Source organism: Sphingomonas sp. GC_Shp_3, assembly GCF_026540945.1.
Taxonomy (GTDB): Bacteria; Pseudomonadota; Alphaproteobacteria; order Sphingomonadales; family Sphingomonadaceae; genus Sphingomonas.
The window spans coordinates 20,152-36,022 of sequence record NZ_JALNUT010000002.1 but is presented as its reverse complement, the minus strand read 5'-3'; the positions used below and the strand labels follow the sequence as shown (position 1 = coordinate 36,022).

Genomic DNA, 15,871 nt, shown 5'->3' with positions numbered 1-15,871 from the left:
CGATCTGGCGCGCGCCCATGCCACTCTGTAAAGAAACCGACCTATGACCGACCTCGCCATTCTTTACGAACACCCGGCATGGTTCACTCCGTTGTTCGCGGCGCTGGACCGGCGTGGCGTATCTTACGCTGCGCTGAAGCCGGATGGCCACTTTGATCCGGCGGATCGTATGGCGCCGGCACCGTTCGTTTTTAACCGCATCGCCATGTCGAGCTTCCTCCGGGCAGACGAGCATCCCATCTTCCACACGATGGCGCTGCTTGATCACTGGCGGCGGGCGGGTGCGCACATCATCAACGGCCCCGAGGTGCTGGCGATCGATGCCTCCAAGGCGCGACAGCTGTCGCTGATCGCCAGCCTTGGCCTTGCCGTGCCGGCCACGCGGGTCGTGCACCGCGCCGCCGATGTCGTGGCTGCGGCGGCAACCCTTACGTTTCCGCTGGTGGTGAAGGCCAATATCGGCGGGGCAGGGGCGGGGATCGTCCGCTACGATTCGATGGACGAACTGCGCGCTGCGGTTGCCGACATGACCCTGCCGAACAGCGTCGACGGGGTGCTGCTGGTGCAGGATCACGTGCCGGCGCGGGATGGCAAGATCACGCGGATCGAGACGCTGGATCGCCGCTATCTGTACGCACTCGATATTGCAGGCGCGGGGGCGTTCGATCTGTGCCCGGCCGACGCCTGCCAGATACCCGGCGCGCCGATCCCGATGATTTCGGCCGATCCCGCGCCCGAGTTGAAGCAAGCCGCCGAAGCGATCGCGCGCGCCGTGGATCTCGACGTCGGCGGAGTCGAAGTGATGATCGACGATCGCGACGGCATGCCGCGCTTCTACGACATCAACGCACTTTCCAATTTCGTCGCCAAGCCGCTCGACGTGCTCGGCTGGGAGCCGCATGATCGCTTGGTCGACTATCTGATCGCTCGTATCGAGGGGGCACGAGGCTGATGCGCTATGGTTTCTGGATGCCGGTGTTCGGCGGCTGGCTGCGCAACGTCGCCGACGAGCGGATGGAGGCGAGTTGGGAATATGCCAAGCGGCTGACGCAGCGGGCAGAGCAGATCGGCTACGATCTCACGCTGATCGCGGAACTGAACCTCAACGACATTAAGGGCGCCGAGGCGCCGGCGCTGGACGCGTGGTCGACCGCCGCCGCACTGGCGGCGGTGACCGATACGATTGAGTTGATGGTCGCGGTGCGGCCGAATTTTCACCATCCCGCGCTGTTCGCCAAGGCGGCGGCCAATATCGACCGCATCTCCGGCGGGCGGCTCGCGCTCAACGTCGTGTCGTCGTGGTGGGCGGACGAGGCCAGGCAATATGGCCTGCAGTTTGACCAGCACGATGATCGCTACGCCCGCACCCAGGAATGGTTGACGGTGGTGGACGGGCTCTGGAGCGAGGAGCGCTTCAGTTTCTCCGGCCAGTTCTACCGGACTGAGGATGCGATCTGCGCGCCAAAACCGGCAAAGCGGCCGACCGTCTATGCCGGCGGCGAAAGCGACAAGGCCAAGGCGATGATCGCCGCGCAATGCGACGCCTATGTGATGCACGGCGATCCCGTCGACGCGATCGCCCTGAAGATCGCCGACATGGCCGCACGGCGCGCGGCGGCCGGCGGCGCGCCGATGCAATACGGCATGGCCGCCTATGCCATCGTGCGCGACAGCGAGGCAGAGGCAAAGCGCGAGCTCGAGCGGATCACCGACGTCAGCGAACTTCCGGCTGGCTACGCCAATTTCGACCAGTGGCTTTCCGGCACGCAGTTGGAGCGCACGTTGAAGATTCAGGAATATTCGGTGTCGAACCGGGGCCTGCGTCCCAATCTCGTCGGCACGCCCGAGCAGTTGCGCGAGCGGGTCGAAGAATATGAGGCCGCTGGCCTCGACCTGCTGCTGCTCCAGATGAGCCCGCAGGATGAGGAGATGGAGCGGTTCGCCGCGCAGGTGATGGGGACGGCTTGATCCTGTACGCCGCGTGGTGGAGTCGCGGCGCTCAGGTGACCAGCGCCAGCGCGAGCATCAACCGCCCGAGCCGGATCGACAGCGGGGGGCGAAGGCGCAACCCCGCACTGGGGCCAATACGGGTGCGGACTCGTCTTGCTAGTGGCCGAGACGAAGCAGGACGATACCCTGGCGCGGCACCGTTACGGTCAACGCCGCATGGCGGCCCGCAACGGTGATCGGCATTGTGGCTGGCTGCAACTCGGCTGCTTTTAATAGTGTCGCGCGCTCGGCATCGGTGGGGGCGAGCGGCGCGCCCATCGCCAGCCACGCCGCATAGGCGTTGGCGTGATCGCGATCGATCCGGTAAACTTCGACCGACCGCGTACCCGCCAGACCGGAGGGAAGACCGTTCAGCGTCAGGTGCGCAGCGGCGTCGGGACCGGGTAGATCATCGTCGTGATAATGCCAGAGCAGGACCGTCAGACTGTTCGCATCCAGCGCCGCCGTGCTGCCGATGTCCGGCGTACCGCGCACGCCCTCCTTCATGACAGTATCCAGCGATTTTTCCGCGTCGGAAGCGGCGGGGACCACGCGCCCGTGCATTTTCGCGAACAGCTTGAAGGCGTTCATCACCGGCAGGTCGATGCCACCCGACGTCAACTGACGGAAACCGGCGAAGGGCTGCTGATCCTCGAATTCGAACGCCCAGGTGATCGCACCTTCCAGGTTCACGCCGCGCCGCTCGGCAAGCATCATCAGCCGCGGGAATACCGCTGCCTCGTAGCTCGAATACATGGTACCGTTGCGGTAGCCGTTGGCCGGCCCCTGGCAGGCGGCGCAGCCTTCGGGGTCGAACTCGCCGATTATGATGGGCTTGTTCTTAAAGGCGGGTTCGGCGGCGATCTGGACGAACTCGTGGTCAGCCGCGTTGAGCTGGTCGGCAATCCCCATGCGAACGTGTGATCCCGCACCGTCCTTGATGAAGCTGGGTTTACCCTTGGCGTGAAAGGACAGGAAATCGGTTGGCGTGCCTGCGGTCTTCACGTGGTGGAGAAACGCGGTCATGTAGTCGTCGCCGGCACCGGCGATGTCCGGGCCGCCCACCCGCGCCTCCGGCAGCGCGCGCCGCACGCCGCGCACTGCGGCGTCATGCAGGCGGAAGAACTCGTCCTGCGTGCCGCCCCAGTAGTATTGGGGTAGGTTGGCCTCGTTCCATGTCTCGAAATACCAGCTCGCGACCTCCGCGCGGCCGTAGCGCGCCACGCAATGCGCGACCCAGGCGGTGATCAGATTTTCCCACTTGCCGTAATCCTTCGGAGGATAGGCCCAGCCCGTGCGCAGTGCGCCACTGCCTGGACGGAAATCATGCTGATACGGCTCCGGGTGCGTCGACAGCGCCTCCGGCATGAAGCCGAGTTCGACATACGGCTTGACGTGCCGGGCATGGTACGTGTCGAAGATATGGTCGATGATCGTCCAGTTGTAGACCGGATGCCCCGCCGCATCCTCCGTATAGATGTTGGTCGAGCCCCATTTGAAGGCCGCCGTGCCGTCGCCCGACGTAAACAGGTTGTGGGTGCGGAAGTAAACGTGGTCCGGCATCAGTTGCCCGAGCGTGGCGAGGGTCGTGCGACCGTCTTTCATCGTCGCGTAGTTCGGCTCGTCGGCACCGAAGAAGCGCCAGATAGGGTTGACCGGCGCGCCGGGTTTGCTCGCGTCCACGACGATGTTGACGGGGATGGTACGGTCTTGCGCGACGGCGGGCGCTGCGCTGGCGACAAGCGCGATGGCTAGCAACGACTTCAGCATCCTGTTCTCCCGCCGGTTCCGGGACGCAGCATGATCCCGACCTCTCCTTGAAGCGTCTCGTGTGTCATGCGATCCGCCAGTCGGCAACACGCCGCTGCAATTTGGCGAGGCAGCAGCGCACCGATGCCGACATGATCGCCGCGCACTTCAGCCGGACAATTTCGTCGCGGTCGCCGACCCTGCGAGGCGCCGCCACAGGTCGAGCTTGGCCGGCGGGAGTAGCGGCTCGGGAGCGACGCGGCTGTCGATGTGAAGCGCCATCGGCGCGGTCACGGTTGACACTGGCCAGATCGGCAGGCCGGGACCGTTCGGATCGCCACGGCGAATGAAGTTCAACCAGTAGCTGGAAACCAGGCGGAAAAGATCCTTGTCTTCGCGCGTGATCGGGCGTTCGGGGGCGGCCGCAAGCGTCCCGAACACGTATGGGATTTCGGAGGAATGAAACGCGCCCCACCGCGCCGTGTCGGCACCCGGTAATACGTGCGTGAACAGATACGTATAGACCGGCTTTTGTGCGGTGGCGGCGCGACGCAGCACCCAGCCGTCGATCGCGCCGAGGTTCTGGTCCCGCCGGATCTGCTTGTTCGCCGCGGCACGCTGTTCGAGCGTGGCGGCCGGGTACAAGGCTGCTGCCTGATCGGCAGAGGCGCCGAAAGCGGACGCCAGCAGCGCCTGGAGCTTACCCGCGTCCGTCGACCCGTAATCCTGGCCGAGCGCGCTGCCCTCATCGTTGTTGAAGCCGACCAGCATCGGCACGTCGCTGACCGCTCGCCAAGCGCCGGCCAGCAGTAGGCGACCATCCGCGACAGGTACGAAGCGAACCGCATTGGCGCCGTGGCTCGATTGCAGCGCTTCGGCCGGCAGCGCGCGCAGTGCCGCGATGGAGCTTGCGCTTTTCTCCCGTGTGAATGCAGTGCCTTGCGCCTCGGCGTCAGCGAGGGGCGTGAGCGTGCGCGGCAGGCCACTTTCCCCGATCGCACGTTGAAACAAACCCTTGGCCATCGGCGCGGAGACGAGTTCCTGTACCGCCATCGCCCCGGCGGACTGGCCGGCGATGGTAACAGCCGCTGGATCGCCGCCGAACGCGGCGATGTTCGCCTTCACCCAGCGAAGCGCCGCGACCATGTCCAGCAAACCGAAATTGGCCGGCGGAGCAGCCCCCGCCTCCCGTGTCAGGTCGGGATGCGCGAGAAAGCCGAACACGCCGACGCGGTAGTTGATCGTAACCACCACGGCGCCGCGTGCAGCGAGCGCCGCACCGTCGTAGATCGGTATCGCGCCAGATCCCGAGTTGAAGCCGCCGCCGTGGATCCAGACCAGGACCGGGCGTGGCCGCGCCTTCTTCAGCGGCGCCCAAACGTTGAGGAACAGGCAATCCTCGCTGATGTCGCCCGCTACGACATATTCATGCGTCCAGGGGCCGAAGCCTTGCGGCGAAACCGCCTGCCAGCAGCTGTGGCCGAACCGGGTCGCCGGTCGCACACCCGCCCAGCGTGGCGCCGGCATCGGCGGCCGCCAGCGCAACGGGCCGACCGGGGCTGCCGCGTAGGGGATGCCGCGAAATACGGCGATCGTCTTTTCCTGTGTGCCTGCCACCATGCCCGAATGTGTCGGCACGCGGGGTGGGGCGGCTTGCGCAGGCGTGGCGGCGGCTGCGGCGAGTAACGCTGCCATCCGCCGTATCGTGACCGACCGCATCCTGTCTCCTCCAACGCACTGCCGACGCCTGATCGAAGAAAAGCATACATGTCCCGGCTTTGCCAGTGGCGGTTCCCGATCACGAGGCGACGCGACTTTGGCCTCATCAAGGATCGCCAGCTGGCTACACTGCCGAGGCGGGCGGCGTTCACGTTGACCTACGCCACAAGCAACCCTGAAAAATTGCCGACAGCACATTTTCAGCGACGTGCGATTGCCTGCTTATCGCACATACGTGCTACACGCGGCTTGGACGGCACTCGCCCACTTGCGCGCCGCCGTCTGGTTTTAAAAATGCTGAGGCGACCGTGCACGAAAACAGTGTTTCATCGCCCCGGTCACCAGGCCATCTCGCCATCATCACTGCGCCGCTGGCAGGTCACCTCAACCCGGCGCAGGTTTTGGCCAGAGCGTTGATCGATCGGGGCTGGCGTGTGTCGGTGGTGCACGTCGATGAAGCGCGGCGGTTCATTACCCATACCGCAGTTCACTTCTTCAGCCTGCCGCGCGGAGCGGCGCCGGCTCTCGAGCCGTATCTCGCAACGCTTGTCGAGCCGAGCGGGCCGATCCGCCTCACGCGCATGATCCGCGCGACTGCGGCGATGACCGACCGGCTGCTGACGGAGGCACCGGCAGTGCTGGAGCGGATCGGCGCGACGGCCGTCCTCGCGGATGCGGTGGAGCCCGCTGGCCCACTGATCGCGCGCAAGCTTGATCTTCCTTTTGCCGTCGCGGTCACCGGCCTGCCGCTGCTGCGCGAAGCTGATGTGCCGCCACCCTTCCTCGGCTGGCGCTACCGCGCCGACGCGGTGGGTCGTTTTCGGAACCGCTCCGGCTATGCCGTCACGGATTGGCTGATGCGGCCGGTCACGCGCGTGCTGGATGCGCGCCGGCGGGATTGGGGCCTTACGCCCGAAGACAAGCTGCCATGCATCCAGATCGCCCAGTGTCCGCGAGGGCTCGATTATCCGCGTCGCGATGTGCCGCCCGACTTCTTCTACGGCTCGCCTTGGCGCGCCGAAGAAACGGAGGATTTTCATGCGCCGGACGATCCGCGACCGCTGGTCTTCTGTTCGCTGGGCACGTTGCAGGGGTCGCGGCGCGCGTTGTTCGCCACCATGGCGGAGGCGTGTGCGCGTGTCGGGGCCAGGGCGGTGATCGGCCACGGTGGCGGGCTGTCGGTGGCAGAGGAAGCCGGTTTGCCGGGCGATCCGCTGGTACGCGCCTTCTGGCCGCAGGCTGCGGTGCTGCGCCGCTGCTCGGCCGCGATCCTGCACGGCGGCTTTAATTCCGTGCTGGATGCACTGGCGGCGGGCGTGCCGATCGTGGCGTTGCCGATCGGCTTCGAGCAGCCCGGTACCGCCGCACGGCTCGTTCGGATCGGCGCGGGACGGATGCTGTCGCCGCGCCGGTTGAGCGTGCGTGCGCTTGCGGATGCCTTGCAGGATGTGATGGTTCGGCCAGGTTATCGGGCGGCCGCGCGGTCGATCGCGGCAGAGATCGCGAGCGGGGAGGGCGCGGATCGCGCGGCTGCCGCAATCACCGCCGCGCTGGCGTCTCCTGCCTGAGTGCCGGCAGCCGCCACCAGGGCGTGCCCGGGCTGAGGTGATGTTCATGATGATATGCGCCGAAGTGGAAACAGGTCATCAGCGACATGACGGGCCGCAACGTACTGCTGCGCGCGTTGTGCGCATCGGCAAAGGGCTGTTCGTCGTGGCGGTGCGGCAGGTAGGTGCCGAACACGAACAGTTGCGCCAGGGCGAGCAACGCCGGGATCGCCCAGAAAACCACGATGTTGAGCAGCGAAGCGCCCAACAGCATGTAGGCGATCGCCGCCACGGTGATCCGCAGGATTTGTCCATGCGTATAGTAGTTGCGAAAGAAGGACATGAACCACGGCAGCGCCCGTTTCGGCGCGGCGGCATGAAAATCGGGATCGCTCGCCGTGCCGGGAGCGGCATGATGCGCGTGGTGCTTGGGCATCAGCGCCGCGTAGGATAGGCCGGCATAGGCACCCAGGCACAGCGTCCCGACAAGCCGGGTCAAGCGTGGCCGGCCCGGTGCCAGCGATCCGTGCATGCAATCATGGGCGATGATGAACAGACCGGTGCTGAGCCACGCCTGCACGACGATAACGAGCAGGGCGAGTGGCGCCGTAACAATGCTCCACCGCCAGAAGAAAATAGCGCCGATGTGCACCGCCAGCCACGCCGCCATGATCGTGGCGGCCAGTACGATCCCGCGCTGGGCTTCGTGCTGGCGACGGGAGTTCGTGCTCATCGGTTCGTTCGTTCACTCAACCGCCGTTTTAGGCGGGCTGGATCGGGCGCGAACAGGAATCCGAAGCTGACCGCGCCCTCTTTGCCTCTTGCGGCATGATGCAGACGATGCGCCTGATGCAGCCGCTTGAAATAGCCACGCCGGGGCACCCAACGCATGCCAAACCGCTGGTGCACCAGCATGTCATGCACGAACGCGTAGATCGCCCCGTAGACGGTGATGCCGAGCGCAGCCCACCAAACCGGCTCCCACCACGTACCGGCGGCAAACAGCGCGATAACGATGGCGGCGAACGTCACCGCATAAAGGTCATTTCGTTCAACGGCGTTGTCGTGGGGCTCATGGTGGGAGCGATGCCAACCCCAGCCCCAGCCATGCATGACGTATTTGTGCGTCGCCCAGGCGAAGCACTCCATGAACAACACCATGCCGACGACGATCAGCAGCTTCTCATACCAAGTCATGGATCACTCCGACACCGTCCTTGCTGCCGATACGGCGTGGCCCGGCGGTGCGCGGCACGGGTGTAGCACAAAGCTTCGGCTGGAGCATCCCTTCAGGGCAAGTGGTTGGAAGCCGCGTCGCAACGACAAGCCCACCGATCGCAAGCACCAGGCCGGCCAGTACGTCAACGGCATAATGCCCGCCGAACAACGGGGTGGCCACAATCGTCAGCCCGGCCCAGACCGTCGCGGGCGCGCGGATCCGGGAGAAGGGGCGCAGTCCCCAGACCAGAATAACCGGCAGGGCCGCATGATAACTGGGAAAACTGACGATCCCCGTCATATGGGACAGATCGACCTGCCGCAGCGTGCCGTCACGTAACCGAAGGACGAGATCGCGATCCAGCCACGCCACCGATGGCCACAACGCCTTGTAATGGAGTGGGTCGAACAGGTTGCCGAGCGCCGGCATGACGCCGGATATGAGGACCGTCACCGTTCCCGACAGGATAGCCGCGGCCACCATCGTGCGCAGCCGTTGCAACCGGCCGGCACCCGCCAGCAGCACGATGCTTACCACCATCTGCAAGACCAGACTGTGATAGGCGATCCCGCCGAGCATCAGGAGCGCAGCCGGCATGCGGTCGGCGGCAGCGAAGACGGTCGGCCATACCAGCCCAAGACGGGCATCCGCCGCCGAGAACTCGGCATCCCACAACGGACCCGCCCGCGCGGCCAGAAGGTAGGTGAGCACCACACCCAATATCGTGAAAAGGGTCATCTGCAGGAATGCCAAGGCTCCCGCCGTCAGCCGTGCGTTGCCGCTACGTCGTCCGATAACAAGCCCCGCCACCAGCACTGCCAGACCTATGCCCGGCAAGACCGCTCGCCCCAACAACACGCCGAAGCCCTGCGCTTGGCCGAGCAACATGCAGATCGTGGCGATGCCGCAAATCAGCGTCCAAGTCATTGCGTCGGGAGAAAACTTCGATGGAATGTGACGCATGATCGTTCAACGCGACGCCGCGCCGCCGGTTTCGCAGCGCTGCCGCCGAAGTGCAGAATTACATCACGCCCTCGGAATAGCCGCTCACCCCGACGTTGGCGCGACCACTCTGATGGTCGCCTGGGTGGGATCGACCGGGTCCATGATGAAGGCACCGGCATCACGTTGGGCGACCAGCCAGGCGACATGCTGCGCGGAGATACGCTGGCCGGGAACAAGGCGCGGTACGCCCGGCGGGGCAGGGGCCAACATCTCCGCTGCGATGCGGCCGGCGGCATCTTCGTAGCACACCATCTCCGCTGCACCGTTCAAGGCGGCGGGACCGGGCATTGCCATGTCTACCGAGAGCGTCGCCACGTTCGGCGCGGGGGTCGTTCGTGGGAGTATCGACGGATCGGCCGAGAGTTGTTTCACCAGATCGGTAAGACCATGAACCAGCTTTCGCAGGTCCGACTGCGTGGTGCCCAGCGAGATGACGGCGAGGATGTGGCTCGCGTCCGACAATCCCATGCTGATGCGATGATGGCTGTAGAGCCAGTCATCAACGGCATAACCGGACACGCCCAGCGCCGACACGTCGACCAGAACCTTGGTCATGTCGAGATCGTTGTCGGCCGGAACGTCTTCGCGGCTGAACACGCGTAACGGCGCAATCTTGGCAATTTGCGTCCGCAGCTTTTCCGCGCGCGACAGGACTTTACGCCACATCTGCTCGCCACCAAGCGCATGGTCCCGCCGGGTCGCGTCGAGCGTCGCGAGGATCGGGACCGAGGGACTGGTCGTCTCGAACAACTCATAGGCCATCCACAGCCGTTGACGATCGATCAGGTTGCCCTTGGCGACGATCACCGATCCTTGCGCCAGCGCCCCCATGGTCTTGTGTGCGCTGTAGACGGCCGCATCGGCACCTTTGGTCAGCGGATCGTCCGGCAACCCTTCGCAAAACGCGAACGCACCGCCCCACGCCGCATCGACGATGAGCGGGATGCCGTGGTCATGACAGATGTCCGCCAGTGCCGCGACGTCGCTGGTCACGCCGTAATAGGTCGGGCTTACAAGCAGGAAAGCCTTGGCGGACGGGTTCTGTGCCAATGCCGCGCGAAGCGCGTCGGGGGTCACGCCATGTTCGATGTCCCACGCCGCGTCGATCTGTACGGACACTATGACCGCATCGAGACCACTTGCCAGCGCATAGGTCCGCTCGGCCTTGTGCGCGTTGGCCGCGATCAGGATGGTGTCACCCGGGGCGGCGACTGCCGCCATGACCGTGTGGAGGCTCTGCGTCGATCCGCCGGTTACAAATCGGCAGAAGTCCGCGTTCCATGCCTCGGCGGCAAGTTCATGCGCGCGTTGCAGCGCGAGCGCACCTTCCGTGCGATCGTCCAGGCCCTTCGGTGTCAGCACGTCGGCCTGAAACACGCGCTTGCCGAGCAGCGCGCGCATCCCTGACGGTATTGCAGCGCCCTGATTATGACCTGGTGCGCCGAACCCGACCAACGGCCTGTTTTCGATCTGTTTCAAGGCCTCTGCCAGAGGCGCGCTTTTCTGATCCATGCAAGTCCTGCCTGTCGTCGGAGCCTGCTCAACGCACGAAACGACAAATCCGCCAATCAACAGCATCGCCACATCGATGTACGACCATCAATCTGCGCGGCGACGACGGCCAGATCGTATCGGCCGCGCGACCGTGGCGTTTCCGTAATTCAACGTTTCGAAGGGCTGGTCCCGTACCAGCATGACGACGTCAACGACGTTGGTGATTGTAGCGACACCACGGCCAAACACTCTGCTCAACCATATCGCTCAAGCCGCCTCGGCCAAGCCTGCGTTCTGGCTTTTCGTGGCAATTATCAGAGCCAGTTCGTCACGATCAACTGGTCGGCTGATCAAGTAACCTTGGATCATGTCGCATCCTGCCGCGACGGAAAAGTCGAACTGCCCCTCTGTCTCGACCCCTTCAACAGTCGTCGACATGTTAAGACACTTGGCCATAGTAATGATGGCCCGCACAATGGCAGAGCTCTCCGCATCCTGCGGCACTTGGCGCACAAACGATTGATCGATCTTGATCTTGTCGAAGCGAAATTTGCGTAAATAGCTGAGCGACGAATAGCCAGTGCCGAAATCGTCTAGTGAAACCCTGACGCCGAGCGCCCTGAGTTGGTTCAGCGTATCAAGCGTCCCGGTTTCATCGGTCAGCAGAACGCCCTCGGTCACTTCCAGCTCGAGGCGCTCTGGAGCTAATTCGGTGGCCTGGAGCGTTTGTACGATACTGGGAACCAGCGACCGATCGCGAAAGTGTGCCGGCGACAGATTGATCGCTACGCTCATATATTTTGGCCATGTCGCCGCCTCGGCGCATGCCGTCCTCACCACCCATTCGCCGAGCGGGACGATCAGGCCCGTTTCTTCGGCGATGCCGATGAAGTCAATCGGTGATACTCTCCCGCGCTCCGGGTGATTCCAGCGCACGAGTGCCTCGGCAGAGGTGATGCCCCGTGTTTTCGCGTCCAGCAAAGGTTGATAGTGAAGCTCTAATTGTCCTTCAGCAAGGGCGAGCCGCAATCCGGTCTCGATCGCGCGACGCTCCCGCATCTGTTCATCGAGCGAGACATCGTAGCGGCGGAACGCCCCCCTTCCGCTTGCTTTTGCCGCATATAGGGCGAGGTCCGCGTTGCGCATCAACGCCGTGGGGTCGTCGCCATCTGTCGGCGCGATCGCCATGCCGACGCTTGCCCCCAGGTAGATCGACTGCCCTTCAAGCATGAACGGTCGTGCCGCGATAACGTCGACAACGCGCGTCGCTAACGCAGTGACCGAGGCGACCTGACCGGGGGACATCTGCAAAATTGCAAATTCGTCACCACCGAGGCGGGCAATCACATCGTCGTCCCGAACCGTGGATTTCAGCCGATCCGCGACCATGGCGAGAACAAGGTCTCCCGCCGCGTGACCCAGCGTATCGTTGACGATCTTGAAGCGATCCAAATCGAGCATCAATACCGCACACGGCAGATCACGATTGCGGCGCGATGTTGTTTGTGAAGCTAACAGGTCAAAGAAGCGAGCCCGGTTGGCGAGACCGGTGAGGGAGTCCGTGAAGGCGAGCAGCCGCATCTTCGCTTCCGTTTTAAGCCGTTCGCGCTGATCTCTGACCGCGATTACGGTTTGCAGCTTATGCCCCAGAGCCACCTCGCGGCGAAGAACACGCACGGGAACATTCTTTCCTGTAGCGCTGATGAGATCAATCTCGCGCTCCTCGCGTTCCGGCATGCTGGACACGTCCAGACCGGGCAGCAAAGCGCTGACGCAGCGGCCGGACAAGGAACCGGGTTCGTGCCCTGACAGGAATTCGATGCTATCGTTCGCGGTGACGATCACGTCATCCTGGCAAATCAGCAATCCTTCAAGCGCAACGTCGGCCAGCTCGCGAAGGCGTCTGCGATCGTGTCGCAAGCTAGCCTTTGCCGCGAGGTCGAAGCGCCACCCGAAGACGGCCAATACAATAAGAGCAAGGGAGACACCCGCAACGACCGGCGTGATGGCGCGCGGAGAAACGGCGTTGTCCGGGAAATTGACGGCTGGATCGAAATGGAGCGTCATGGCGGCCATGCCGCAGAAGTGAAGTACCGCTATCGACAGCAGCAGCAACGGCGCAGCGGTCGAACGTATGCGCCGGTCCCGGCTGCCCACCGCGATCATCGCGACCCCCGACACGGGGAGACTGACAATGACCGAAGGCAGTACCAGACCCAAGTTCCACGCTACCGTCCCTTGCACGAGGTACGCCGCCTGACCGACGTAGTGCAGCGTTGCCACGCCGACGCCGACGATCAGCCCTGCTACGAAATGCTGCCAACGTCGCCGGGCGCGGATCGAGATCGACACGCCGGCACCAATCCCGACGATTGCGCATGTCAGCGAAAGCGCGGTCAGTGCTGGTTCGAACGCCGCCGGCATGCCGGGTTTGAACGCGAGCAGGACGATGAAGTGGGTGGCCCAGGCGGTGCTGCCGCTGGCGACGATGCTGACCAAGCCCCAGCGGGTTCGAACGGAACCGGAAGCCCGGGCAGCGTGATGACCGATCTCGAACGAGGCGTAGATGCCGATCGCACAGACAAGGCTTGCAACGATCATCAGGCGAGCATCATGCATGTCTCGCATGCACTGGATGACGGAGAACAACGCAGCGGCCATGTCGCCGTGATAAAGACAGAATCTTAATAATCTCGTGGGGCGACGATCAGCTTGGCAGACTTCTCGCCTTCCACTGAAAATCAGCCGGTTGGATCAATAAGCGGCGGGAACCGCACAGGTTTGTCTACGGCCTTACGTCCGGTATGTGACCAATTTGCGCAGCCCGGCGTAGATGCGGCGAGGCTCAACATCACCCACTCACCACGATCGCAGCCCGTCGGTCGGTCAAAACGTGTTCAATCGCCTTGAGGTCTCGATCTATCCCTATATGAATCAATGTGATGAACACGACGCTTGAAGCCCCCGAACTCGGTTCCGACATTTCCGAATGCGACCGGGAACCCATCCACATCCCAGGCAGCATCCAGCCACACGGCTTGCTATTGTTGGCGAGTGGCGTTGACTTGCGGATCGTAGGCGGGGCCGGTGACCTCGAGGAACATTTCGGCACGCGCTGGCAGGAGGAAACCCTCGCGTCGCTGCTCGGGGAGTCGATCGTTGAAACCCTGCTCAAGTGCGATCGCGCCACTTGCTCCTTGGGCCGTATCGCAAATACGCCGTGGGAAGCGGCCGGCCGGCGGGCGGGCGACTTATGGCTCATCGAGTTAGAGCAAAGCGAGCAGCAGACGGCGACGGATGTGCTCACTTGGATCGACGACGCGGGATTAAGCTTCGAACGTGCTGGCGGCCTGCTCGAACTCTGCGAGCGCGCTGCCGAGAGCTTTCGGAGTCTGACCGGCTTCGACCGCGTTATGATCTACCGGTTTCTTGACGACGATTCGGGCGTCGTCGTCGCCGAGGATCTGGCGGAAGGTCTTCACAGCTTTCGCAACCACCATTTTCCTGCCTCGGACATTCCGCCGCAGGCTCGCGCCCTTTACCTGCGTAATCGTGTGCGGGTGATCCCGGACGTGGCGTACCAGCCTCAGCCCATCCGCCCGGCGGCGCAAAGCGGCGTTGACTTGAGCGACGTCGAATTGCGTAGCGTCTCGCCTATTCACATCCAGTATCTGAAGAACATGGGGGTGGCGGCTTCTGCATCGATCTCCATCGTCAAGGACGGCGTGTTGTGGGGCCTGGTCGCCTGTCACAATTTGACGCCCCGGCATCTCAGCGCGGCAACACGGCGTGCAGCGTCGCTGATCGCGGCCGGGCTCGCGCGTCAGATAAACGCCAAGGAGCAGGCGGAGGAGTACCGCGAACGACTTCGGGTGCGTGCTGACGAGGACGCGATTGCGGCACGTGTCTCGAGCGAGGTCGATCCTGAGGAATTGTTCAAGACCGCATCGGGCGATTTGCGACGGATGTTCGAAGCCGACGCTTTTGCCATCCTTCACGGCGGTGCACTTCACCAGGATGGGATCTGCCCCGATCCCGACGACATCCGTGAAGTCGCGGCATGGGTTCGCACGCAGGGGCCTGCGCCGTTTCATAGCAACATGCTCGCTCAGGATTTTGCGCCCGCTGCCGAATATCGCGAGCGCGCAAGCGGTCTTCTGGCGATCACGCTTTCGTCCATGGTGCCGACTGTCCTGCTGTGGTTTCGCGCTGAGGAACGCGAGTTGGTCGAGTGGGCTGGTAACCCGCACAAGGCGGTGACTCTGCAGCCCGGCGAGAAGCTTACACCAAGAGCCTCGTTCGAGGCATGGACGGAAGAGGTGCGGGGGCGCGCGCGACCATGGTCGCATGCCGAGACCGAGGCCGCTCGCCGGTTATTGGCGCGTCTTTATGAGGCCCGGCAGAACCGCCGCGTCCGTGACCTCGCTGAAGATCTAAACGTCGCCGTTGCTGACAAGGATCGGCTGATCGCGCAGCAAGGCACGTTGTTGAAGGAAGTGAACCATCGCGTCCAAAACAGCCTTCAACTCGTCATGGCGTTCCTGTCGCTCCAGGCCCGGTCGAGCGATGATCCGGCGGTGAGCGGAAACCTCAGCGAAGCGCAGCGGCGTCTTTCCGCGGTCGCGCTCGTACATCGCCGGCTCTACGCCGATGATAACGTTCAGGCGGTCGATCTCTCGCGCTACTTGGCCGATCTGGTCGCGGACCTTAAAACGTCCATGGGCACAGAGTGGGCCGACCTGCTCACGCTCGATCTCGCGCCGATCGTCATCACTGCCGACGATGCCGTCCAAGTCGGGTTGATCGTGGTCGAGCTGGTCATCAACGCTCAGAAATACGCCTATGCTGGTAGTCCCGGCCCGATCTTCATCGGGTTGGAGCGCCATCGTGCACGCTTCCGCCTCGTTGTCGCCGACAAGGGGAGAGGCAAGACGGGTACGCGTAAGGGGTTCGGTACGAGAATGCTGGACGCGATGGTCAAACGGCTCAACGGCAACCTTGAGGATGGCGACAACGGCCCAGGCGTTCGTTCGGTCTTGACCGCCCCGATCACGACGCCGCGCTCTACAGCGGACGAGTTGAACCGGCAAAGCACCGGGATATGACCGACATGAACAAGTGACCGACGTGGGGAAGACGGGAAATGTGC

General features: G+C 63.8%; 11 protein-coding genes. 4 read left to right on the top strand and 7 right to left on the bottom strand.

Features of this window, described 5'->3' with window-relative positions:
• Positions 1-43 precede the first annotated feature (43 nt).
• Both OXR00_RS06010 and OXR00_RS06005 read left to right on the top strand, forming a co-directional pair.
• Positions 44-952 carry an alpha-L-glutamate ligase gene (locus OXR00_RS06010; protein WP_267387206.1) on the top strand — a complete coding sequence of 303 codons (909 nt, stop codon included), beginning with the start codon at positions 44-46 and terminating at the stop codon, positions 950-952.
• Positions 952-1,968 carry an LLM class flavin-dependent oxidoreductase gene (locus OXR00_RS06005; protein WP_267387205.1) on the top strand — a complete coding sequence of 339 codons (1,017 nt, stop codon included), beginning with the start codon at positions 952-954 and terminating at the stop codon, positions 1,966-1,968. The genes OXR00_RS06010 and OXR00_RS06005 overlap by 1 nt, the downstream gene beginning before the upstream one ends.
• Before the next feature lie 138 nt (positions 1,969-2,106).
• Here OXR00_RS06005 and OXR00_RS06000 read toward each other — a convergent pair whose 3' ends face one another.
• Together OXR00_RS06000 and OXR00_RS05995 are read right to left on the bottom strand one after the other, a co-directional pair.
• Entirely contained in the window at positions 2,107-3,759 is a 1,653-nt protein-coding gene (locus OXR00_RS06000) for a beta-xylosidase (RefSeq protein WP_267387204.1), read from the bottom strand.
• Positions 3,760-3,906: 147 nt separating this feature from the next.
• Positions 3,907-5,433: a carboxylesterase family protein gene (locus OXR00_RS05995; RefSeq protein ID WP_267387203.1), complete on the bottom strand. Its 1,527-nt coding sequence runs from the start codon at positions 5,431-5,433 to the stop codon at positions 3,907-3,909.
• A 425-nt stretch (positions 5,434-5,858) separates the two neighbouring features.
• Between OXR00_RS05995 and OXR00_RS05990 the strand changes: the two genes are divergently transcribed.
• On the top strand, positions 5,859-7,025 hold the full coding sequence (locus tag OXR00_RS05990) for a glycosyltransferase (RefSeq protein ID WP_267387202.1): 1,167 nt from the start codon (positions 5,859-5,861) through the stop codon (positions 7,023-7,025).
• On the opposite strand, the gene OXR00_RS05985 is transcribed toward OXR00_RS05990, so the two are convergent.
• The 5 genes from OXR00_RS05985 to OXR00_RS05965 all read right to left on the bottom strand — a co-directional run bounded on the left by OXR00_RS05985 (position 6,997) and on the right by OXR00_RS05965 (position 13,383).
• The gene (locus OXR00_RS05985) at positions 6,997-7,737 is read right to left on the bottom strand and encodes a fatty acid desaturase (protein ID WP_267387201.1); all 741 of its coding nucleotides are present in this window, start codon (positions 7,735-7,737) and stop codon (positions 6,997-6,999) included. The genes OXR00_RS05990 and OXR00_RS05985 overlap by 29 nt on opposite strands.
• A complete protein-coding gene (locus tag OXR00_RS05980; protein WP_267387200.1) occupies positions 7,734-8,201 on the bottom strand; it encodes a sterol desaturase family protein in 468 nt (155 codons plus the stop codon). The genes OXR00_RS05985 and OXR00_RS05980 overlap by 4 nt, the downstream gene beginning before the upstream one ends.
• Positions 8,188-9,186, bottom strand: a complete 999-nt coding sequence (locus tag OXR00_RS05975) for a phosphatase PAP2 family protein (protein WP_267387199.1) — start codon at positions 9,184-9,186, stop codon at positions 8,188-8,190. The genes OXR00_RS05980 and OXR00_RS05975 overlap by 14 nt, the downstream gene beginning before the upstream one ends.
• Before the next feature lie 84 nt (positions 9,187-9,270).
• On the bottom strand, positions 9,271-10,740 hold the full coding sequence (locus tag OXR00_RS05970; RefSeq protein ID WP_267387197.1) for an aminotransferase class V-fold PLP-dependent enzyme: 1,470 nt from the start codon (positions 10,738-10,740) through the stop codon (positions 9,271-9,273).
• Positions 10,741-10,989: 249 nt separating this feature from the next.
• On the bottom strand, positions 10,990-13,383 hold the full coding sequence (locus OXR00_RS05965; RefSeq protein ID WP_267387196.1) for an EAL domain-containing protein: 2,394 nt from the start codon (positions 13,381-13,383) through the stop codon (positions 10,990-10,992).
• A gap of 281 nt (positions 13,384-13,664) precedes the next feature.
• On the opposite strand from OXR00_RS05965, the gene OXR00_RS05960 reads away from it, so the two are divergent.
• Positions 13,665-15,827, top strand: coding sequence for a histidine kinase dimerization/phosphoacceptor domain -containing protein (locus OXR00_RS05960; protein ID WP_267387195.1), 2,163 nt, complete (start codon positions 13,665-13,667; stop codon positions 15,825-15,827).
• Positions 15,828-15,871: the final 44 nt, after the last annotated feature.